The following is a 21174-nucleotide window of genomic DNA, read 5'->3' as shown; positions in this document are numbered from 1 at the left end:
TTTTTCCTTACACGCGCTCAATCTGATATTCTTCAATCACCAAATTTGCAAGCAACTCTTCGCACATTTCTTTAGCAATTTTTAGCGCCTGCGCCTCATCGGTAATATCTAAATCCAGCACAATCTCGCGCGCCAAACGCACGCCCTTAAGAGATTCAAAACCATGCGCGTTTAATGCATGGTGGATTGCCTTTGCCTGCGGGTCAAGCACGCCATTTTTCAAACTCACAACAGCCTTTATTTGCATTATTTTCCTTTTATACACAGAATTTATTTAGACAAAATGCGCTTAAGCACTTCCTCATAGGCGACTTTCACGCTCCCTAGATTCTGTCTAAATCTATCCTTATCAAGCTTTTGATTTGTCTCTTTATCCCAGAATCTACAGCTATCAGGGCTAATCTCATCAGCCAAAATAATATTCCCTTCGCTATCCTTGCCAAATTCAAGCTTAAAATCAATCAGCTTCAAATCGCGCTCTAAAAAGAATTGCTTCAAAATCTCATTAATCTTGCGCGCTTGAGACTTCAAAAACTCCAGCTCTTTAGAATCTTGGGTGATATTTAAAATCTTGCAATGCTCATCATTAATGAGCGGATCGCCTAGCGCGTCATCTTTGTAGTAGAACTCCACCAGCGCGAAAGGTAGCTCCTTGCCCTCTTCAATGCCCAGCCTTTTTGTCAGCGAGCCAGTGGCGACATTACGCGTAACCACTTCAATTGGGATTATTGAAACTTTTTTACAAAGCATATGCGTTTCATCGATTTTTTTTACAAAATGCGTTTTGATGCCATCTTTTTCCAAAAGCTCAAAAAGCGCACTGCTAATGTGGCAATTTAGCGCGCCTTTGCCCTGCTCGCTACCTTTTTTCTCGGCATTAAACGCAGTCAAATCATCTTTAAACTCCGCAATCACTTCATTTGCATTTTCACTTGCAAAAAGCCTCTTACCCTTGCCTTCATACAACATCGCGCCCTTTTGCATCGCCCCTCCTTGTGTGAGATTCTAAAATTTATTTGCTTGGCTTAAAGATATTCCATGCCTTAAGAATATCAATCGCGCTTTTAAGCTGAATGTCCTTATACACATCTTCACTACTTATGATTTTTGCCTTAGAATCTTTAGAATCTTTTTGTGTGTCTTTAGAATCTTTGCTTTCCTTAGGATCTTGGATTTTTTCAAGCTCACCTTGCAAATGGCGCTTCAAATCCGCTTCTTTGATAGAAAAGCCATTGCTAGATTCTGGCACAGCTCCGGGATACACAAGCACATCAGGTTGCACACCTACAGCTTGGATTGTGCGCCCACTTGGAAGGTAATATTTTGCGATAGTAAGCTTAATGGCTTCATCATTATCAAGGCGGATCACCACCTGCACGCTCCCTTTGCCAAATGTAGGCTCACCAACCAAAATCGCGCGCTTGTGATCTTGCAAAGCACCCGCGACAATCTCGCTCGCACTCGCACTTCCACCATTGACTAGCACCACAAGCGGTAATTCCGCATACGGCGCGCTCCCGCTTGCTTTAAACTCGATATTTTCATTTTTATTGCGCCCTTTTTGAGAGACAATCACACCGCTTTTGATGAAAAGCTTTGAAAGATCCACTGCCTGATCGAGCAATCCACCCGGATTTGAGCGCAAATCAAGCACAACGCCTTCAACCTTACCTAGCGCTTTAAGCCCATTTTTCACCTCAAGCGTTACATTTTTATCAAAAGAAGTCACGCGCACATAGGCATAATTGCTTCCCTCAATCTTTTTTACTTTCACAGATTCCACGCGGATAATATCACGCACGAGATTAAAAGTGAGCGGTTTATTTTCGCCTGAACGCACAATGGTAAGCTCTAGCTTTGTTTTAGGCTTACCACGCATAAGATTTACCGCGCTATCTATTGGCATACCTAGCGTGCTTTCATCATTTATCTTTAAAATCACATCGCCACTTTTAATACCCGCCTTGTATGCTGGCGTATTATCAATGGGCGCAACGACGGTAAGCGCGCCATCTTTCATATCAAGTGAAAGCCCGATACCACCAAACTCGCCCTCTGTCTGGCTTTTTAAATCATCAAATTTCTTTTTATCTAAATATGCCGAGTGCGCGTCAAGATTGCTCAAAAGCCCATCGATTGCTTTATCCACAATCGCATCAATTTTTAGCTCATCGACATAGCCTTCCTCTATTGCGCTAATGACTTTGCGTAGCTTTTTATACGCATCAAGCCTATTTTGCTCTTTATCATCTGCTGCGTTTGCGTTGAATACTAGCCCAAGACACGCGATTACAAGAAAAATTCCTGTTAGCTTTTTTACACTTTTATAACTTATGCTTTTTTGCCAAAACATCTTTTCAAACCCCTTACCTTTTCTTTAAAGAACCCTTTTGCGGTGCTAAAATTTATACAATAGATACAATGCTTGTTTTAAAGGTTGGGATTCTACCAAAAAAACGCCACTTTTTAGCAAAAACTCAAAGAGAAAATTTGCTATAATACGCACTTATTTTTCAGAATAATTCCAAACCAAAGGATTTTCTTGCAAGCATTTTTACAAAAACTCAAAGCACTTTTTTTCAATTCCCCAAACAAACAGCGCTACATTACCGCGCTTTTGCTCATCGCAGTCTTAGCGCTTGTGTTGTTTTTAAATTACAAAGCCCTAACTTGGGCGATTTTGGGCGCACTTTTTATACTTGGTGTGAAAGAATCTTTTGGGCTTTTTAAGATTGAGGGCACATGGCATTTTTATGCTTTTTGCGCGCTACTTTGGATGGGCGCATATTTTAGCACAAAGCCGCTTTATTGCGGGCTTTTTGTCCTCTTGCTCTATGCTTCCTATCTTGCCTACACAAGAAAGATTAGCCCAAAAATGCTTCTGCCTTTTATCTATCCGACTTTGCCATTTCTCTGCATTTGGGAAGTGTATATAAACTTCGATAGATTGGGGCTTATAAGCCTCATTATGATAGTTGCGCTCACAGATACAGGCGCATATTTTGGCGGGAAGGCATTTGGCAGGACGCCATTTTGCCCCACTTCGCCTAAGAAAACCATTGAGGGCGTGATTGTAGGCGTGCTTTGTGGCGTGGTTGTGGGAAGTGTGTTTTTTGTAGGATTCTTCCCTAACTTTGCCTTAGCGCTTGTTGGCGCGTTTGTAGTCTCTGTGCTGGCTGTGTTTGGCGATTTGTTTGAAAGCTACTTAAAGCGCGCAGCCGAGATTAAAGATAGCGGTGCGATTTTGCCCGGACATGGGGGCATTTTAGATAGGGTTGATGCGATTTTATTTAGCGCGATTGGCATGCAGTTTGTGCTTTCATTTTTTGCGTAATTTTAAAACTTTATGATTCTCTTAGGCAGCACAGGCTCAATTGGTGTCAATACCATAAAAGTTGCAAAGGCTTTCAATATGCCTATAGAGGCGCTTTCAGCTGGACGCAATATTAACTTGCTAAACGCCCAAATGCGCGAGGTTTTGCCACAAAAAATTGCCATTGCAGATTCTAAAGATCTTCCAAAGCTTGATGACGCGTTTATTAAAAAGCATAAAATTAGCGTGTATTGCGGAGAATCTGGGATTTTAGAAATGATTGCAGATTCTCAAAGTGCGCTTGTTGTAAATGCACTCGTTGGCTTTGCTGGGCTTGCCCCGAGTTTGCAAGCAAAGCAATGTGGTAAAAAGCTTGCGCTTGCAAACAAAGAAAGCCTTGTCGTGGCGGGCTGGCTTTTGAAAGATTATAAAATCACGCCCATTGATAGCGAACATTTTGGGCTGTGGTATTTGGTGCAAAATACGCAATTTTCACACGCGCAAAATCTTAAGAATCCACAAAATCCATATGCGCAAGATTCTAAAAATTCCCAAAATACACAAGATTCTGCAAATTTTCAGAATCTACAAGATTTTCCCGCGCAAAATGGTATAAAACAGCTTTTGCTCACAGCTAGCGGGGGTGCGTTGCGTGATATGCCTTTAGGTAAGCTTGCAAATGCCACGCCACAAGAAGCGCTCAAGCACCCAAATTGGTCGATGGGACAGAAAATCACCATCGACAGCGCGACGATGACAAACAAGCTTTTTGAAGTGCTAGAAGCGCGCTGGCTTTTTGGGATAGAGCGCATTAACGCGCTGATTGAAAAAAACTCGCTAATCCATGCGCTTATAGAGTTTATCGATGGCTCGCTGTGCGCGCATATTTGCCACTCTGATATGCGCCTGCCTATCGCTTATGCGCTAAATCCAGCGCTTGCACGCACGCAAAATATCATCGCGCCACTTGATTTGAGCGCGCTCAGTAATCTCTCCCTTGCGCCTATTGATACAAAGCGCTATCCATTGTGGAATCTTAAAGGCACACTTTTGAGCGCGCCAAAACTAGGCGTGGCACTCAACGCAAGCAATGAAATCGCGGTGAGCGCGTTTTTAAGCGGGCGTATTAAATTTGGCGCGATTGAAAAGATTATTTTGCATGCACTTGAAAAGTTTGAATCAAGCAAGGACTGCGCGCTTGCAAATTTAGAGGAAATCAAAGAGCTAGATTCTGCTGTGCGAAAATATAGCCTCGCGTTTTGTGGTTAAAATAGAATCGCCTAAACTTGCAACGCTTTTAGCTCATTTTGCACTTTTTGTTGTAATTCCTGCGCGTTTTTTAATCCCGCTTTTGTCTGCTCTAAAACCTGCGCTGGGGCGTTTTTCACAAAGTTTGGATTTTCTAGCTGGGCTGAAAGTTTAGTGATTTCTTTTTGCAATTTAGCATCTTGAGCTTGAAGGCGCGTAATAATCGCGCTCAAATCAATGCCTTCCAACTTCACAAAACTTTGCACATACTCGCCCACATCGCTAATACAGCCCTGCGGTTTAGAATTTACAAGGCTAATTTTTTCAACCTTTGCAAGCTTGCATACAAAGCGTTCCAAAAGCGCGGAATCCACTTCCATATCAAGCTTGAAAAACGCCTGCGCGATTGTGGCATTCCCAAGCTCTAAAGTCGCTTTCAAACGACGCAAGGACACGATGCAATCTTTAATGCGCGCAAACTGCGCTTCCAAAAGAGAATCCGCGCCCTGCTCTGCTTGTGGGAATGGCTCAATCATAATCGAAGTAGAATCCGCAAGGCGCGTGCCTCTAAGCATTTGCCACAAATCCTCGCTTAAAAACGGCATAAATGGGTGCAAGAGTTTCAACGCCTGCATAAAAATCGCGCCAAGCTCAAAAATCGCCTCTTTTTGCGCCTTCGCAAGCTCGATACCCCAATCACAAAATTCATTCCACAAAAAGCGCTCGATAATGCTTGTAGCCTCATTGAAGCGATAAATTTCAAGAGAGGCGCGCAACTGCGTGATTGTGGCATTTAAGCGCGCGCGCAAATAGCGCCCAAGTGGCGTGCTAAAATCTTGCAACTCTGAAAAATTAGGATTTTCTGGGCGCAACTGCTTTGTGTAAAGCATCAAAAACTGCGCGGCGTTATAGATTTTGTTTGCGAAATTTTTTGACAAATCAAGCTGGGCGTAGGAAAGCTTAATATCGCGCCCCTGCGCGCAAAGGCTTGCAAGACAATAGCGCAAACAATCCGCGCCATGGCTTTTAATAATCTCAAGCGGATCGATGACATTGCCACGCGATTTGCTCATTTTATTGCCAAACTCATCGCGCACAAGCGCATGCAAATAAATATCCTTAAAAGGTAGCTTGCCAAGCAAAGATTCCCCGCTAAGAAGCATTCTAGCCACCCAGAAAAAGAGAATATCAAAGCCAGTGATAAGCAAAGAATTTGGATAAAAGCGCGCTAAGTCGTCACTTTCAAATAGAGAATTTTGCGCGTTGGCAGAATCTTTCGCACCATTTGCAACCTCTCCATTTCCCCAACCAAGCGTGCTAAACGCCCAAAGTGCAGAACTAAACCAAGTATCAAGCACATCAGGATCTTGCGTTTGAACGCGCGCGCCACATTTAGGACAAATGGGATTATCAACTTCGCTTGCGATTTTTTCCCCACATTCACAATACCACACCGGGATTCTATGCCCCCACCAAAGCTGGCGCGAAATGCACCAATCGCGTAATTCATTCATCCACGCATTATAGTTATTCAGCCACGCAGGCGGGAAAAACTGCGCTTCTTTGGCATTCACGCGCTTGATAGCATTTTGCGCGACTTCCTTTTTGACAAACCATTGCTTTGAAATGTAGGGCTCAATGACACTCCCGCAACGATAGCATTTACCGACTTTGTTTGTATAAGATTCTATTTTTTCTACAAAATTAAGCGCTTGAAGTTTTGTAATAATTTTTTCCCTCGCACTCAATCGCTCTAATCCTTCAAATTCCCCCGCAAGCGCGTTTAAGATTCCCTTTTCATCAAACACCACAAGTGAGGGCAAATTATGCGTTTTTCCTACTTGATAGTCGTTCATATCATGCGCGGGCGTTACTTTCACGCAACCTGTCCCAAACTCCATATCCACATGAGAATCCGCAATGATAGGAATCTCCCTTCCGCTCAAAGGTAGGCGCACAGACTTCCCTACCAAATGCTTATAGCGAGAATCTTGTGGATTTACCATCACCGCGCTATCGCCAAAAAATGTTTCTGGGCGCGTGGTGGCGACGACCACATATTCGCTAGGATTCTCAACCAAAAAATAGCGCAGATAATACAAACTGCCCTCATTCTCCTCATACTCGACTTCTATATCGCTTAGCGCGCCATCATGCACGCACCAATTTATCATATAAGAATCTTGCACGATAAACCCTTGATTATACCAATGCACGAACGCCTTTTTCACCGCATTTTGCAAGCCTTTATCCATTGTGAAGCGTAGCCTACTCCATGCTGGCGAAATCCCAAGCTTTCGCATTTGCTCTAGGATTTTCCCGCCAGATTCTTCTTTCCATTCCCACACTTTTTGCAAAAATGCCTCTCTGCCTAAATCCTGTCTATTTATGCCCTTTGCAAGAAGCTGTTTTTCTACGATATTTTGCGTAGCAATCCCGGCATGATCCATTCCGGGTTGATAAAGCGTAGCATAGCCATCCATGCGCTTATAGCGCGTGATAATATCTTGCAGGCTCAAAGTCAGCGCATGCCCGATATGTAGCACACCGGTGACATTTGGCGGGGGCATCATAATACAAAAATTTTTTTTCTTACTTCTATCTACTTCAAAATATCCGCGTTTCTGCCAAATCTCATAAATTTGAGATTCTATGCTTGCGGGATTGTAGCCCTTTTGGGTGGTAGGATTTGTGTCTTTGGTTTGTATTGAAAGATTTTCTTGCATAAAAGCGCCTTAAAGTCTTAGTGTTGTATAATTAAGCTTGCGATTATAGCTAAAAATCTAAGGAGAAAGAATGAAAAAACTATTTGTGATTTTAATCTTAAGCTTTACATGGTTTGAGGCTTTAGATCTTGATGAGATGATTAATCAACAAGAATACGAGAAAATGAGTCCCGCTGAGTGCGACATATTGCTAAGTGATAATACTAAGATATATATATGCAGTGATACTGGTGTTGGCGTATTTAGTGATTATAGCGATAAATACATCTTGATAGAGAATAATTTTTATTCAAGCTATATTGAATTTATCAGATCAAAACTTGATGCTAAAGATAGAAAAGAATTTGAAAAGCTGATTAAAGATATGGTTGAAGTTAAACAAGAAATGATGGAAGAAGCAGAAACCAGTTGGAATGAAAATATTAAATTGGGACATATACCAGAAGGTGCTAATCCTATAAATCTAACAACAAATATAGGCGAAGCAGAGGATGAAGCATATTTGCAATATTTCAAAAAAATGACAAATTTCATCTATGATAATCCTAAATATAAATATATCTTTGATGAGATATTTTCAACTAATCCTAAAGAATATTATGAGCTTATCAATTCAGATAAAGAATTTCTATTATCTAAAATCATCAAAAAAGCAGCCCAAGACAACCTCATAGATAAAACAGGAAAACTCATCGCTCACACAAATGAGCTTTCCAAGCCTAGCTTTGACTGCGCGAAGGCAAAGAGTGAGGTTGAAAAGCTTATTTGTAGCAATAAAGAAACAGCGAGTTTAGACAAACTTTATTCAAAACTTTATTTTGGCATACTTAATAGCATTCCAAAAGATACAAAGCTAGGGCAGGAAACAAGGGCAAATTTAAAAACATTTAATAAGAATCTTTTAGAATATAGAGATAATATGCGTTGCTTTTTTCTGGATTATAACAATGACGAAAAAGAGGTGCAAGAGACAAATGAGATACTAGGCGATAATGGAGTGCCTTTGTATGCATATTTAAGCATAGTGCGTTATGGTTTTAAAACCCAAGAGCAAAGGCAAGCTTGCGTGCAAAGAGTGTATCTTATGGGAATCTTGCTTCTTGCTACAAACACCTTGCAAGATAGCGCGGACTTGATAAAAGGAGAGTATTCAGATTCAGAGCCTTATTTCCTTGATATTTTTTCTATAAAATATCTTCATAACTTTGAGCTTTATGATACCTTTTTCCCAAAAGAATTTAAAGATAAGCTAAGTGATATAACTGAAACTTTAGGATATTTAAGTGATACTTCACGCTTTTCAGGGCATGGGTATTATTATGAAGAAGACACAGGCTTTATTTGCACTGGTGGAGAATGCGATATAAACACAATGAAAGATGAAGTGGAGAAGCCAGTGAAAGAATTTGTGAAAAAGATAAAATTTTAAGCGCGTCAAAAAATTAAAAATCTTAATCTTGTGTTATAATCATGGGGTTATAGCCAAAATAAAGGAGAATCCATGCAGTATGAAGTCAAATCGCCAATTTTAGGTTTTGAAAATGTCGCGCAGGTGGAGTTTGAAAAAATCGATGATGTGTTTTGCAAGATTAGCGCGCTTGATGGCTCGATGGGGCTTATTTTGATTAATCCTTACGCGCTTTTGAAGGAATATAACTTTAGCATTCCTACCGCTACAGAGCTAATGCTAGATTTAAAAGAAAGCGATAAAATCGAGGTGTATTGCGTGCTTGTGGTGCAAAGCCCGATTGAAGATTCTCAAGTGAGCTTCCTTTCACCAATCGTGTTTAATCCAAGCAAAAAATACGCCGCGCAAGTGGTGCTAAATCTCAAAGATTATCCGAGCTTTGGCATTACAAAGCCTATCAAAGAATTTTTACCAAAAGAATTGCTAGAATCTTTGCGTCCATAAAAGCCACAAAGCCCAATAACTTTGGAATCTACGCTCTAGCTAATGCCTATTTCGCTTCTAAACGCAGAACAGCGCGCTGCTGCAAGCGCGCCACGCGGATATAATCTCATCATCGCTTCGGCTGGCACGGGAAAAACCTCTACGATTGTTGGGCGAATCGCTCATCTTTTGCAAAGTGGTGTCGCGCCAAAGGAGATTCTCTTACTAACTTTCACAAACAAAGCAAGCCAAGAAATGATTGAGCGCGTGGGCAAGTTTTTCAGCCCAAAAGTTGCTGGCGAGATAGAATCTGGCACTTTCCACGCTGTGGCGTATCGCTATTTAAAGCAACATTCCCAAATCCGCTTAAAACAGCCAAAAGAGCTCAAAGTGCTTTTTAAAAGCCTCTATGAAAAGCGCGTTTTTCTCAATCGCTCAAGCCAACCGCCCTACTCAAGCCAATATCTTTATGATATTTACTCGCTTTTTGTTAATAGCAGTTTTAGCGGGAGCTTTGGCGAGTGGATTACCAAAAGGCAACCACAACAAGAGGACTACACGGCTATTTATGAAGATGTGCTTGCGGAATTTAGCGAGCTTAAAAAAGCCCATCATTACGCGGATTATAACGATTTACTGCTACTTTATCGCGAGGCGATTAGCCAAAAGACGCCAGATTTCGTCGAGGTGCTTTGCGATGAATACCAAGACACTAATCCCTTACAAGATTCTATCCTTAAAGCATTGCAGCCAAAAAGCCTTTTTTGCGTGGGCGATTACGACCAAAGCATTTATGCTTTTAATGGCGCGGACATTAGCATTATTAGCAGTTTTGCAAGCACTTATGAAAATGCAAGGGTTTTTAGTTTAAGTAAAAATTACCGCTCCAGCGCGCAGATTCTCGCGCTTGCAAACAAAGTCATCGAACACAATGAGAGAATCTACCCCAAAAAGCTTGAAGTCGTTAAAAGCGGGAATTTTGAAGCGCCAAAACTTTTGGGCTTTGATGAGCTGTTTTTGCAATATCAAGGGATCGCGCAGGCAATCGCGCAAAGCAAGCACACGCATTCTGATATCGCAATCATTTTCCGCAATAACTCAAGCGCTGATGGACTAGAAGCCAGCCTAAGGACGCTCAATATCCCATGCAAGCGCAAAGGAAGCTCGAGCTTTTTTGAAAGCAAAGAGGTTGTGTTGTTGCTTGATTTATGCGCGATTATCACGCATAAAAGCGATATGATGGCGTATATCAACGCGCTAAGCTATGGCAAAGGCATAGGAAGCGCGGTGGCAAGGGATTTGTTTGAATCTTTACTGCGACTTGGTGAAGGCAACGCATTGCAGGGACTTTTTGCGCCAAATCTTTCTGTGAGAAGTTTCGAGCAAAAGGCAAAAAACACGCAACTTGGGCTTTTTGATGATTTTTTTGCTTTGCAAGCAAAGGAGCGTTTTAATGCGCTGCTAGATAAAAATTTCGCCTCGCACCCACTCTTTGAACACCCAAAGCTAAATGCCCAAAGTGCGGAGTTTCTCAATGAATTTTACCTTTTACTTTCCCAAACAAAAGAAGTAAAAGTCCCAAAGCACCTTATTTTGCAAATTTCACAAAGCACATTTTTTCAAAAAATCATGCAAACACTCGCAATTGAGCGCGCAAAAAATAAAGATGGCAGCATAGATTCCCAAAGGGAGGAAAAGGCAAAGGAAAATATCGCGCGCAAAATCTCTCTACTGCACGACTTAGCGCGTAGTTATCAAGATATGCCAAGCTTCCTAAATGCGATGGTGCTTATCTCAACGGAAGCGAGTGAAGGCAATGGCGTGAATCTGCTAAGCGTGCATGCAAGCAAAGGGCTAGAGTTTAGAGATGTGTATGTGGTGGATTTGATGGAGGGTAGATTCCCAAATATTAAGCTTGTAAATAAGGGCGGGAGCATTGAAGAGGAGCGGCGGCTTTTTTATGTCGCGCTCACGCGTGCGAAGGAAAATCTCATTCTTTCTTACGCGCTCAAAGATGCGCTCAAAAACATTGACTATGCGCCCTCGCGTTTTTTGTATGAAGCAAATCTTTTGCAAAAAGGGAGCGAAACTTCTTGACAAAGGCGCATAAAATCACTATAATTTTGCCTTTTAAACAGCCACCTTTATTTTTACTTAATCAAATGACCCGTTAGCTCAGCTGGTAGAGCAATTCCCTTTTAAGGAATGGGCCGTTGGTTCGAATCCAACACGGGTCACCACCATTTCTAATTTTCCAAAGTTTTTAGGATTCTCTTAAGTTTTTCTAGCTTTGGTGTTTTTAAATAAAAGTGGCCCCGTCATCTAGCGGTTAGGATACCACCCTTTCACGGTGGCTACAGGGGTTCGAGTCCCCTCGGGGTCACCACTTTTATTTCCCTTTGGTCGCTTAGCTCAGTTGGTAGAGCGCCACCCTTACAAGGTGGATGTCATAAGTTCGAGTCTTATAGCGACCACCACTTTGTAACTTTTTAAGAATCTTGTGGAATATGTTTTGGAGCGGTAGTTCAGTTGGTTAGAATACCTGCCTGTCACGCAGGGGGTCGCGGGTTCGAGCCCCGTCCGTTCCGCCACTTTTTAGGCATTGCTTTTAAAATCTCGCGATTTATAATCTAAGTAAAATCTTTGCAAAAATCCACACAAAGCGTGTTCTTAAACATTTGATTCTCAAACACAGCTTAAAAGTCCCGCATTTAGCGCTAGAGAATCTATAATTTTTCACAAATAACTTAAAGATAACAAATAGATAACATATACTTTACAAACCCAAAAAAATTTAAAATTTTATGCAATAAAGTAACAAAAATCAAATCCCCTCTAGCATATTTTCGCAAAATAGACAATACCTTTTAAACTTTTTGCTAGACTTCTGCCTTGGACTACGAACTTTTCAACTTCAAATAATTAATGAGGAGCGGACATGAAAAAATTTATCTTTTCTCTTGTGCCTTTTGCGATAGCAAGCGCATTGCACGCGTTTGACTACAAAGTGAGTGGCACGGCAGAGACTTTCACAAAATGGGGCTTTAACAATCAAGCGCTCAATATCCAAAGAGGCATCGCGCCAACTGAAAGCTTCACAACGCTTTTTAGCCAGCTTAATATCAACGCAGATTTGGGCGCAGGGCTTGAAGTCGGGCTTGGCGGTGCGATAGGCGGACTTGCCTTTGACTCTACTGCCAACGCCCCAGCAACCACAAATAATGGCGTAGGCACGCCCGTGCAAAACTCATATTTTGGTCTCAAAGCAGACACAGGCACGATACAAAACTACATGGTGCAAAATGCCTTCGTGCAATACAACTCTAGCAATGTCTATCTCAAACTTGGACGCTATGAAGCAGGCAAAGTAGGCACATACTTTAGCGGCTACAATCAAGGCGCTGAGGGCTACATAACCTTTAGCGCGTTTAAAGTTTGGGGCTTTTGGTCTAACCGCAGGGCGTTTGCCTACAATCAATGGTTTAATGACTTTTTCCGCGTGCATGGGCAAGATTCCAAAGGGCATAATCGCCAAACCTACGCATTTGGTGTCGATGCGACATTTGGCGGATTTAGCACATCACTTTTCACCTACTTCGTGCCTACGAAATTTACAGCCCCCGGCATAAGTTTAAGCTATGATACAAACCCGCAATTTGATGGCAGTGGCGTGCGCACCATCATCAAAGCTAATGCACTTTTCCCACAAAAAAACGCCGGCTTTAACGCACTAGGGCGCAATTGGGGCACTATAGAATCAAGCACTGCCTCGCTTTTGGTGGATATAAAAACTCAAGTTAATAATTTCTCCTTTGGCGCAGGGATTTACAAAAACTTTGGCAATGCAAACGCGCTCATCGGAACTTGGGGAAGCCCGCTCAACGCCTTGCTTGACATTTGGACAGCAAGCGCATACGAGCAAGGACCAGCGCTCAATGACATCGTGGGTAAAGACGCATTTACAGGCTTTGGCTTTGTGGGCGCGACGCATGGCGCGCTAGATTGGCAGATTCTCGCGCGCGGGACAAACTCCCCTAGAAGCGCGGAATCTAGCCTCGCACTTATCCTCAAATACAAAATCCGCGAAGATATCAGCGTGGGCGGGAAGCTTGAAGGCTTTATCGACACGACAAAAGCCGGCTACAATCCGATTGTCGGCTACTATACAGTCAATGGTGGCACAGGCGGGATCGATAGCACCGGCGGACTTACACAAAAGCGCACAGATGATAGAAGCCACATATTCTTTTACATCGCGCATAGTTTTTAGGCATTTTACAAACACTAAAAGGGGCTAACCATGGGAAATGATCGCTTATTAGAGCAGTTTAGCGGATTTTTTCACACACTTTGTGAGAATCTCGGTGAAAACCCCGCGCGTGAGGGCTTGAAGCAAACACCACAGCGCGCAGTGCAGTCTTTTAGCGATTTATTAAGTGGCTATAAGCAGGATCCAAAGGAATTGCTGGGCGCGACTTTTCAAGAGGGCGTATGCGATGAAATGGTGATTGCCAAGGATATTGAGTTTTATTCCATGTGCGAGCATCATTTATTGCCCTTTTTTGGGCACATTAGCATCGGCTATATTCCTGATGGGCGTATCGCTGGGCTTAGCGCACTGGCTAGAGTGGTGGAGGCATATGCGCGAAGACTGCAGATTCAAGAAACGCTAACTGAGCAAATCGCGCAATGCCTCCTTGATACGCTCAAGCCAAAAGGCGTCATCGTCACCTCGCAAGCGCGCCATCTCTGTATGAGTATGCGTGGCGTGCAAAAAAATCCTATCATCATCACTTCCGCACTACGCGGACTTTTTAAAAGCGACCCCCGCACCCGCGCGGAATTTATGCAGTTGGTGAAGTGAGAATCTAGCATGCAAAAATGCTATAATACGCGCTTTAAATGAAATCTCAAGGAGAAATTATGAAAATGCTAAACTTTGCCTGTGGGGCGAGAATCGCTAAGGGCTGGGAGAATATCGACTTTAGCCCGATTGATAAAAATGTAAAAAAAGTTAATTTGCTCTCTCAATTACCCTATAAAGAAAATTACTTCGATGTGGCTTATAGCAGCCATTTTTTGGAGCATTTGACACCAGAGAATGCACGCAAGATTCTCGCTGAAATAAAGCGCATTTTGAAACCTAATGGGATTTTGCGTATTGTCGTGCCAGATTTAGAGAATCTTTGCGGCAATTACCTGCAAAGCCTAAATAAGCTTAAGCCTCTAATTGGGGGGGGGGGGTAAAGCCCACGCAAGATGAAGAGATGTATTATGATTGGTTGCTTATTGAGCTTTTCGATCAAATGGTGAGGATAAAAAGTGGCGGGGAGATGCTCGCTTGTTTTGAGAAAGTCAAGCAAACACAAAACACTAAGCTCGCAAATATTATCAAAAAGCGCGTGGGCGATGACCTTTTAGCGCAATCTCAACAGCCACAAACCACAAAACTTGCAAAAATTACGAAAGATAAAATCTTTAACAAATTTCTTTCTCTTTATCTCAAAACCTTGCGCGTACTTGTGCCACGCTCACTGCGCGATGAGGTGTTTATCGCCACGAGCATTGGTGAAAGACACAAGTGGATGTATGATGCGTTTTCGCTTTGGCGCGTGCTGGATTCTGTGGGCTTTAGGGATATAAAGGTGCTTGATTTTAAGACCTCTGATATTCCAAATTTTGAAACATATTTGCTCGATATGAATGCCGATGGAAGCCCATACAAAGGAGATTCAAGCCTTTATATGGAATGTATAAAGTAGCTTATTTAGCTGCTTTGCCTAGTTTGCACTTTACCTTTCTCCCTTTTCTCCACCACCTAAACCTTCTCTCTAAGTCTTTTTGCCATAGATAGAAATGATGGATTTTCACTGCAATTGGTCGTAAAAGTGGGTGAAAAGCTAAGATTCTCTCATAAAAGCTTAAAGGTGTGTTTTCTAAATAAGGCAATAAAAGTGGAAATTTTGGACGCAAATTTAGTGGATCAGCCCTGCACTCAAAGAGTAATAAAAACTGCTTTGCATAAAAAGGCATAAAGGCTTTTTCAAAACTTTGCGCTAATTCTTTATCCGCAAAATTTTGCAAAAACTCTAGTGTATGCAAAGCAATTAGCGCCCATGAGCTAGCCAAATTATATTGACTTACAAGTTTTGTGCTACCGTTAAAATAAGGCAAAATTTTTTCCAAATAAAAGGGTATTTTAACCGCTATGCTACCATAATTACAAATGCTACCAGCACGCAGGCGATAGTAGTAATATTTGTTTGGCAAAATTAAAATATTTTTAGCCTGCATAAAAAGTATCACACCAAAAAGTATATCTTCATGATAAATACCATTTAAAAATTTAAGCTTAATGGTTTGCAGAAAATTAAAATCAATCACAACCCCGCGTGTAACGCCAAAATAATCCGCTTTTGTCTGTATGGTTTTATCCAACCAAATAGATGGTGTTATAAAAGTTGCTTTTTTAAAGCCACAAGTTTCCTGCCATGTGTAAAGCGTTTGCTTCTCTATACCATCAAAGATATAGGCGTCCTCATAAAAAATTATCTGCGCCTGATTGTTTATGTTGGATTCTATACAGGATTGGATACATGCATGGTCGAGGTAGTCATCAGAATCTAAAAAGATAATGTAGTCAATGGGTTGAGATTGTGTTGTTTTTGTAGATTCTATATTTGTTTGAAAATCTTGTGAGTTTATAGTATTGTTAGCTTGTGTATAGACTTTCTTAATATGATAAGGATTAGAATCTATAACCTCATAAGTTTGCAGAGAATCTAAGGAAGTGGAATCTAAAGAGTTAAAATCCAAAGAGGTTTGAGAAATAGAATTTTGAGAATCTAAAGAATCTAAGGAAGTTTGAGAATTTAAAGAATTAGTAAAAGCATCTAAAGAATCTTTAGCTTTTAAGTTAGTATTATCCCCCCCCCCTTAGTTCATTATTTGGGTGATTAGAATCTACAGATTCTGCAATACCATTAATATTACTTTTTTGCAGTTTTATATTCCCACTAAAATATTCAATCCCTACATTTCTAGCACTGCTTAATCCTCCATTTTCTTTATCAAAGAGGATAAAGCGAGAATCTTTTAAAACATATTCTTTTGCAATTTTGAGATTCTCTTTTCTTGTGCTTCCATCATTGACTAAGATTACTTCTAGATTCTTATAAGTTTGATTAATTACAGAATCTAGGCATTCTCTTAAGTATTGTTCTACATTGTAGATGGGGATGATGACGCCGACTTTGGGGGTAGATTTTTTTTCACTGGGTTGGGAAGAGGGTTTTTGAGAATCAGCGGGAAAATTATTGCACATCTTAGAATCTCCCTTTTAGATTCTTTGGCTTACCAAATCGCCCATTTTTTCACAACCCACGCGCTGCTTCCCTTCGCTCATCATATCTGCGGTGCGATAGCCCTCATCTAGCGCCTTTTGCACCGCTTTTTGCACCGCTTGCGCTTCATCTTTCATCTCAAATGAAAGCTCCAACATCATCGCCACGCTTAAAATCGTGCCAAGTGGATTTGCCAAATCCTGCCCCGCGATATCCGGCGCGCTCCCATGTATAGGCTCATACAGCCCGATTTTGCTTTGCCCTAGCGAAGCAGATGGGATCACACCAATCGTGCCTGTAATCACACTCGCCTCATCGCTCAAAATATCGCCAAACATATTTTCCGTCAAAATCACATCAAACTGGCTGGGCGCGCGCACAATCTGCATCGCCGCATTATCCACATACATATGGCTTAGCTCCACATCGCTAAAATCCCTATGCACGCGCTCCACCACCTCGCGCCACAGCCTGCTGGAATCTAGCACATTTGCCTTATCCACGCTTGTGAGCCTTTTGCCCCGCTTGCGCGCCAGCTCAAAGCCCACGCGAGCAATTCGCTCGATTTCAGATTCACTATAGCACATATTATCGCTTGCCACGCGATTTCCTGCGTTTCCTTGCGTCGAGTGCTCGCCAAAATACACGCCACCTGTGAGCTCGCGCACGATAACAAAATCAATCCCATGCTCCAAAATTGAGGCTTTCAGCGGGCTAGATTCTCTTAATTGCGCAAAAAGCGTGGCTGGGCGGATATTTGCAAAGACTTCAAGCTCACTGCGGATTCTAAGCAATGCCTTTTCTGGGCGATTGTGGCTTGGCTCTTTGTCCCACTTTTCCCCACCTACTGCGCCCAAAAGCACACTATCACTTTTCTTGCAAAGCTTAATACTCTCCTGTGGTAGGCACTCTCCACACGCATCAATCGCCGCACCTCCAGCAAACACATCGTTATAGACAAACTTATGTCCGAACTTCTCCTCCACGCGCTTTAGCACTTTGAGCGCTTGATTTACCACCTCTGGACCTATGCCATCGCCCCTAATGAGCGCGATTGTCTTTTGCATTGCTACTCCTTGTTTGCGGCGATCCAGTTGAGATAGCCATTTGCGTTGATAATCTCTTGTATAAAAGGCGGGAAAGGCTCTGTGGCGTGGGATTTTTGCGTGTTAAGATTAGTGATAATGCCACTTTGAAAGTCAATCTCCACTTCATCGCCATTTGCGATAGAATCTGCAATTTCAGGGGATTCTATAATGGCAAGCCCGATGTTGATGGCGTTGCGATAGAAAATGCGCGCGAAAGATTTTGCGATGATACAGCTTATCCCGCTTGCTTTAATGGCGATTGGCGCGTGCTCTCGGCTCGAGCCACAGCCAAAGTTCCAGCCACCAACCATAATATCGCCCGCCCGCACTTTTTTGACAAACTCCTTGTCGATATCCTCCATGCAGTGGCTTGCAAGCTCCTTGTTGTCGGTGGTGTTGAGATAGCGCGCGGGGATAATCACATCTGTATCGACATTATCGCCGTATTTATGCGCAAAACCTTGTATTTTCATTGTTACTCCTTGAGGGGAAATTTTAAGAGGATTTTTTCGCGCTATTCTACAATAAAAGCCTTAAATTCTCTCACATGGGTGGCAAGATATGATAAAGGGAATCTGCAAAATTTTTGTGCCCTAATATTAAGGGTAATTAAGAACGCTAGTTTCTCACCCAAGCACATCTTCAGGTGCGGCGAGGATTCCAGCGATTGCGCTTGCGGCGGCGACTTCAGGCGAGGCAAGATACACTTCGCTTGTGGTGTGTCCCATGCGCCCGACGAAGTTGCGGTTTGTGGTGGAGACGCATTTTTCCCCCGCGGCTAAGATCCCCATATGTCCGCCAAGGCAAGGTCCGCAAGTTGGCGTTGAGACTACGCAGCCCGCTTCTATGAAGGTTTTTAAATGCCCTTTTGCAATGCATTCTAAATAAATATTTTGCGTGGCGGGGATTACGATACAGCGCGTGTTTTTGGCGATTTTTTTGCCGGAAAGAATCTTTGCTGCAGCCTCCATATCGCTAAAGCGCCCATTTGTGCATGAGCCGATGACGACTTGATCGATTTTGATTTCGCCCCATTGCTCTTTGGTGCGCGCGTTTTCTGGTAAATGCGGAAAAGCCACGGTGTGTTCAATCGCGCCTAAGTCAATGTCAAACACGCGCTCATATTCTGCGTTTTCATCTGCGCTAAAGATTCTAAACTCGCGATTGCTCCTGCCCTTCGCATAGGCGATTGTCACATCATCGACTTCAAAAATCCCATTTTTCGCACCTGCTTCAATCGCCATATTTGCGATACATAGCCTATCATCGATGCTAAGATTTTTTAGCCCGCTACCGCTAAACTCCATACTTTTATACAGCGCGCCATCAACGCCGATGAGCCCGATAATATGCAAAATCACATCTTTCCCGCTCACATAGGGTTTGAGCTTGCCGGTGAGGTTAAATTTGAGCGCGCTAGGGACTTTAAACCACGCCTTGCCACTTGCCATACCCACAGCCATATCCGTGCTTCCCACACCTGTAGAGAATGCCCCAAGTGCGCCATAAGTGCAAGTGTGAGAATCCGCGCCAATCACCACATCGCCGATTGTGACAATTCCCTGCTCTGGCAAAAGTGCATGCTCCACGCCCATATTTCCCACATCATAGTAATGTTTAATGTCAAATTCCTGCGCGAAATGTCGGCATTGCTGGCTTTGTGTGGCGGCTTTTATGTCCTTATTTGGCGCGAAGTGATCCATCACAAGCGAAACTTTACTTTTATCAAATACCTTCTCAAACTTCGCGCTTTTAAAGGCGTTAATCGCCACAGGCGTGGTAATGTCATTGCCCAGCACCATATCAAGCTTTGCCATGATAAGCTCGCCCGCTTTTACGGAATCTTTCCCCGCTGCATGCGCCAAAAGCTTTTGTGTCATCGTCATCGCACTCATTTTCTATCCTTATTGTGTTGCTTCTTTAAAAATTGCGATTGTAGCATTTTGCGCTTTATATAGGCTTAGATTTTTCAAACATATTTTTTAATTTTATTTTATAATACGCAAAAAATTTGGGGATTTTGTTATGAAAAAACTTACTACAGCGATGCGTCAGTTTAGAGAAAGCACGGAGATTCCGAGTTTTGAGAAAAATATAGAATTTTTGTTTGCAAAACTTTGTGGGATTTTTTTTCACACTTCTTTGGATTCTAAAGATTCTAGGAATCTCGCACAAAATTTAGCGCAAAATCCCGCACGCGCGCAGAATCTCACAAATCCTACACAAAATACCTTCAATCCCGCTTTCCCGCGTCTTTTTAAGCTCTTTCGCGTTTGTTTCATTATCTTAGTTGATTGTATCCTTGCATTTGCCTTCTGCGCGCCTTTGTATGGATTGCATTTGTTTGAGAGTGTATTTGGGCGCGAGATTCCGCTTTTTTTAGGTAGCATTTTGGGCGTGCTTAGCATTTATGTGTATTTGCGTATGCCTAAATCACGGCGTTTTGGCGTTGGGTTTTTTGTGGGGATTTTTTGTTTTTATTGGGTGGGGCTAAGCTTTCGCTTTATTGGGCTAAGCGCGCTTGTGCCGATTGTTAGCATCGCGGTGGCGCTTATTTATGGGGTGATTTTTTGGTTTATTGCGTTTTGTGAATGCCTTGTGGTGCGCCTTTTGGGCTTGTTGTTGCTTGGATTTATCGCGCCTTTTGGCTTTGATTGGCTAAATGTGCAGAGTTTTTTAGCCTATAGTTATTTTGACGTGGATTTTTTGCATTTTACTTTGCTTGTGTGCGCGCTGTATTGCTTTATCGCTTTTACACGCGCGAGGCTCATTATTGGCGCGCTTTGTCTTATTTTTGCGCTTGATTTTAAGACATTTAGGGAATCTAGCGTGCCAAAGGAATTTGAAAATATCGCGCTTGTCAGCACAAATGTGCCTCAGGAGTTCAAATGGAGCGCGCAAAAAATGCAAGAAATTGTAATTGAAAATTTCGCGCATATTTATGAAGCAAAAAATAATGACAAACGCGTGGTTGTGTTGCCAGAAAATGCCTTCCCGCTTTCACTTGAGGCGGATTTGAAAAATTATCCGAGCTTTTATGAATTGCTTTTAAATCTTTCAAAAGAGATTACAATCATCACAGGTGCGCTTTCTGTGCGGGATTCTCAATATTATAATAGTCTTTTTGTGTTTGCGGATTCTCAAGTTTTGCGCGTGGATAAGGTCGTGTTAGCGCCTTTTGGCGAGTATGTGCCACTGCCTGCGTTTGTCAAAAAGGCTTTTCCATTGCTAGAGGAGCTGGAATTTTCGCGTGGCAAGGACTTTGGGGACATTTCGCTTTTGGGATATGAGTTTCGCGTAGGGATTTGCTATGAGGCGACAGATAGAGCGCTGTATCGCGACTATCCGCGCTATGTGCTGGCTATTAGCAATAATGCGTGGTTTTATCCAAGTATCGAGCCCACTTTGCAAAAAATGCTTTTGAAATACTACGCGCGCAGGTTTGATAGTGTAATTTTACACGCAGCAAATGGGAGCGAAAGTTTTATCATCACGCCATAGGGATTTTTGAAAATCTAAAATACTGCTAAGAAGCTAATGAAAAAAGAATCTGCTTAAAAGGGAG

18 protein-coding genes, 4 tRNA genes and 1 pseudogene are annotated in these 21174 nt (G+C 42.4%); 14 read left to right on the top strand and 9 right to left on the bottom strand.

Features of this window, described 5'->3' with window-relative positions; all coding sequences use genetic code 11:
- Positions 1–7: 7 nt before the first annotated feature.
- The 3 genes from purS to CQA49_RS01235 are packed head-to-tail and all read right to left on the bottom strand — an operon-like array spanning position 8 to position 2353.
- Positions 8–247, bottom strand: a complete 240-nt coding sequence (gene purS, locus CQA49_RS01245; protein WP_115574145.1) for a phosphoribosylformylglycinamidine synthase subunit PurS — start codon at positions 245–247, stop codon at positions 8–10.
- Between the two features lie 23 nt (positions 248–270).
- A complete protein-coding gene (gene purC, locus CQA49_RS01240; protein ID WP_115574144.1) occupies positions 271–984 on the bottom strand; it encodes a phosphoribosylaminoimidazolesuccinocarboxamide synthase in 714 nt (237 codons plus the stop codon).
- Between the two features lie 28 nt (positions 985–1012).
- Positions 1013–2353 carry a S41 family peptidase gene (locus tag CQA49_RS01235; protein WP_115574143.1) on the bottom strand — a complete coding sequence of 447 codons (1341 nt, stop codon included), beginning with the start codon at positions 2351–2353 and terminating at the stop codon, positions 1013–1015.
- Positions 2354–2542: 189 nt separating this feature from the next.
- Here CQA49_RS01235 and CQA49_RS01230 point away from each other — a divergent pair, with 189 nt between their 5' ends.
- On the top strand, positions 2543–3334 hold the full coding sequence (locus CQA49_RS01230; protein WP_258864142.1) for a phosphatidate cytidylyltransferase: 792 nt from the start codon (positions 2543–2545) through the stop codon (positions 3332–3334).
- 12 nt (positions 3335–3346) lie between these two features.
- Positions 3347–4582: a 1-deoxy-D-xylulose-5-phosphate reductoisomerase gene (locus CQA49_RS01225; protein WP_115574141.1), complete on the top strand. Its 1236-nt coding sequence runs from the start codon at positions 3347–3349 to the stop codon at positions 4580–4582.
- Positions 4583–4593: 11 nt separating this feature from the next.
- On the opposite strand, the gene CQA49_RS01220 is transcribed toward CQA49_RS01225, so the two are convergent.
- A complete protein-coding gene (locus tag CQA49_RS01220) occupies positions 4594–7287 on the bottom strand; it encodes a valine--tRNA ligase (RefSeq protein WP_115574140.1) in 2694 nt (897 codons plus the stop codon).
- Between the two features lie 70 nt (positions 7288–7357).
- Here CQA49_RS01220 and CQA49_RS09965 point away from each other — a divergent pair, with 70 nt between their 5' ends.
- The 11 genes from CQA49_RS09965 to CQA49_RS01165 all read left to right on the top strand — a co-directional run bounded on the left by CQA49_RS09965 (position 7358) and on the right by CQA49_RS01165 (position 14940).
- Positions 7358–8716 (top strand): hypothetical protein, encoded by a 1359-nt coding sequence (locus CQA49_RS09965; RefSeq protein WP_181882570.1) that lies wholly within the window; start codon positions 7358–7360, stop codon positions 8714–8716.
- 72 nt (positions 8717–8788) lie between these two features.
- Positions 8789–9199: a flagellar assembly protein FliW gene (gene fliW, locus CQA49_RS01210; protein ID WP_115574139.1), complete on the top strand. Its 411-nt coding sequence runs from the start codon at positions 8789–8791 to the stop codon at positions 9197–9199.
- 42 nt (positions 9200–9241) lie between these two features.
- A complete protein-coding gene (locus tag CQA49_RS01205; RefSeq protein WP_115574138.1) occupies positions 9242–11275 on the top strand; it encodes an ATP-dependent helicase in 2034 nt (677 codons plus the stop codon).
- A gap of 67 nt (positions 11276–11342) precedes the next feature.
- Positions 11343–11418, top strand: a tRNA-Lys gene (locus CQA49_RS01200).
- 71 nt (positions 11419–11489) lie between these two features.
- Positions 11490–11564 (top strand) — tRNA-Glu (locus CQA49_RS01195).
- A gap of 15 nt (positions 11565–11579) precedes the next feature.
- A tRNA-Val gene (locus CQA49_RS01190) sits at positions 11580–11655 on the top strand.
- A gap of 37 nt (positions 11656–11692) precedes the next feature.
- Positions 11693–11769 (top strand) — tRNA-Asp (locus tag CQA49_RS01185).
- 347 nt (positions 11770–12116) lie between these two features.
- Positions 12117–13448: an outer membrane family protein gene (locus CQA49_RS01180; RefSeq protein ID WP_115574137.1), complete on the top strand. Its 1332-nt coding sequence runs from the start codon at positions 12117–12119 to the stop codon at positions 13446–13448.
- A gap of 30 nt (positions 13449–13478) precedes the next feature.
- Positions 13479–14042 carry a GTP cyclohydrolase I FolE gene (gene folE, locus CQA49_RS01175; protein ID WP_115574136.1) on the top strand — a complete coding sequence of 188 codons (564 nt, stop codon included), beginning with the start codon at positions 13479–13481 and terminating at the stop codon, positions 14040–14042.
- A gap of 59 nt (positions 14043–14101) precedes the next feature.
- On the top strand, positions 14102–14425 hold the full coding sequence (locus tag CQA49_RS01170) for a methyltransferase domain-containing protein (RefSeq protein WP_115574135.1): 324 nt from the start codon (positions 14102–14104) through the stop codon (positions 14423–14425).
- A 20-nt stretch (positions 14426–14445) separates the two neighbouring features.
- Positions 14446–14940: a methyltransferase type 11 gene (locus CQA49_RS01165; protein ID WP_115574134.1), complete on the top strand. Its 495-nt coding sequence runs from the start codon at positions 14446–14448 to the stop codon at positions 14938–14940.
- A 1-nt stretch (position 14941) separates the two neighbouring features.
- Here the strand turns inward: CQA49_RS01165 and CQA49_RS01160 are convergent, their stop codons facing one another.
- From CQA49_RS01160 to leuC, 5 genes and pseudogenes are all read right to left on the bottom strand, one after another.
- Positions 14942–15994 carry a hypothetical protein gene (locus CQA49_RS01160; protein WP_115574133.1) on the bottom strand — a complete coding sequence of 351 codons (1053 nt, stop codon included), beginning with the start codon at positions 15992–15994 and terminating at the stop codon, positions 14942–14944.
- 196 nt (positions 15995–16190) lie between these two features.
- Positions 16191–16421 (bottom strand): annotated as a pseudogene (locus tag CQA49_RS01155) (glycosyltransferase family A protein); the annotation flags it as partial.
- A gap of 96 nt (positions 16422–16517) precedes the next feature.
- Positions 16518–17588 (bottom strand): 3-isopropylmalate dehydrogenase, encoded by a 1071-nt coding sequence (leuB, locus tag CQA49_RS01150; protein ID WP_115574132.1) that lies wholly within the window; start codon positions 17586–17588, stop codon positions 16518–16520.
- A 2-nt stretch (positions 17589–17590) separates the two neighbouring features.
- Entirely contained in the window at positions 17591–18082 is a 492-nt protein-coding gene (gene leuD, locus CQA49_RS01145; RefSeq protein ID WP_115574131.1) for a 3-isopropylmalate dehydratase small subunit, read from the bottom strand.
- A gap of 153 nt (positions 18083–18235) precedes the next feature.
- Positions 18236–19504, bottom strand: a complete 1269-nt coding sequence (gene leuC / locus CQA49_RS01140) for a 3-isopropylmalate dehydratase large subunit (RefSeq protein WP_258864141.1) — start codon at positions 19502–19504, stop codon at positions 18236–18238.
- A gap of 130 nt (positions 19505–19634) precedes the next feature.
- On the opposite strand from leuC, the gene CQA49_RS01135 reads away from it, so the two are divergent.
- Complete coding sequence (locus CQA49_RS01135; RefSeq protein WP_115574130.1) at positions 19635–21110, top strand: apolipoprotein N-acyltransferase; 1476 nt, start codon at positions 19635–19637, stop codon at positions 21108–21110.
- The last annotated feature ends 64 nt before the right edge of the window (positions 21111–21174 follow it).

Source organism: Helicobacter sp. MIT 00-7814, assembly GCF_003364115.1.
Taxonomy (GTDB): Bacteria; Campylobacterota; Campylobacteria; order Campylobacterales; family Helicobacteraceae; genus Helicobacter_F.
The sequence above is the reverse complement of the archived record's forward strand: the minus strand, read 5'-3'. Positions and strand labels throughout refer to the sequence as shown.

Excerpts from the sequence above, each read along its gene's own strand:
- folE (WP_115574136.1), top strand. The coding sequence starts at position 13,479 with ATGGGAAATGATCGCTTATTAGAGCAGTTTAGCGGATTTTTTCACACA.
- leuC (WP_258864141.1), bottom strand. The coding sequence starts at position 19,504 with ATGAGTGCGATGACGATGACACAAAAGCTTTTGGCGCATGCAGCGGGG.
- CQA49_RS09965 (WP_181882570.1), top strand. The coding sequence starts at position 7,358 with ATGAAAAAACTATTTGTGATTTTAATCTTAAGCTTTACATGGTTTGAG.
- purC (WP_115574144.1), bottom strand. The coding sequence starts at position 984 with ATGCAAAAGGGCGCGATGTTGTATGAAGGCAAGGGTAAGAGGCTTTTT.
- fliW (WP_115574139.1), top strand. The coding sequence starts at position 8,789 with ATGCAGTATGAAGTCAAATCGCCAATTTTAGGTTTTGAAAATGTCGCG.
- CQA49_RS01205 (WP_115574138.1), top strand. The coding sequence starts at position 9,242 with ATGCCTATTTCGCTTCTAAACGCAGAACAGCGCGCTGCTGCAAGCGCG.
- CQA49_RS01170 (WP_115574135.1), top strand. The coding sequence starts at position 14,102 with ATGAAAATGCTAAACTTTGCCTGTGGGGCGAGAATCGCTAAGGGCTGG.
- leuD (WP_115574131.1), bottom strand. The coding sequence starts at position 18,082 with ATGAAAATACAAGGTTTTGCGCATAAATACGGCGATAATGTCGATACA.
- CQA49_RS01135 (WP_115574130.1), top strand. The coding sequence starts at position 19,635 with ATGAAAAAACTTACTACAGCGATGCGTCAGTTTAGAGAAAGCACGGAG.
- CQA49_RS01180 (WP_115574137.1), top strand. The coding sequence starts at position 12,117 with ATGAAAAAATTTATCTTTTCTCTTGTGCCTTTTGCGATAGCAAGCGCA.
- purS (WP_115574145.1), bottom strand. The coding sequence starts at position 247 with ATGCAAATAAAGGCTGTTGTGAGTTTGAAAAATGGCGTGCTTGACCCG.
- CQA49_RS01225 (WP_115574141.1), top strand. The coding sequence starts at position 3,347 with ATGATTCTCTTAGGCAGCACAGGCTCAATTGGTGTCAATACCATAAAA.
- leuB (WP_115574132.1), bottom strand. The coding sequence starts at position 17,588 with ATGCAAAAGACAATCGCGCTCATTAGGGGCGATGGCATAGGTCCAGAG.
- CQA49_RS01220 (WP_115574140.1), bottom strand. The coding sequence starts at position 7,287 with ATGCAAGAAAATCTTTCAATACAAACCAAAGACACAAATCCTACCACC.
- CQA49_RS01165 (WP_115574134.1), top strand. The coding sequence starts at position 14,446 with ATGTATTATGATTGGTTGCTTATTGAGCTTTTCGATCAAATGGTGAGG.
- CQA49_RS01235 (WP_115574143.1), bottom strand. The coding sequence starts at position 2,353 with ATGTTTTGGCAAAAAAGCATAAGTTATAAAAGTGTAAAAAAGCTAACA.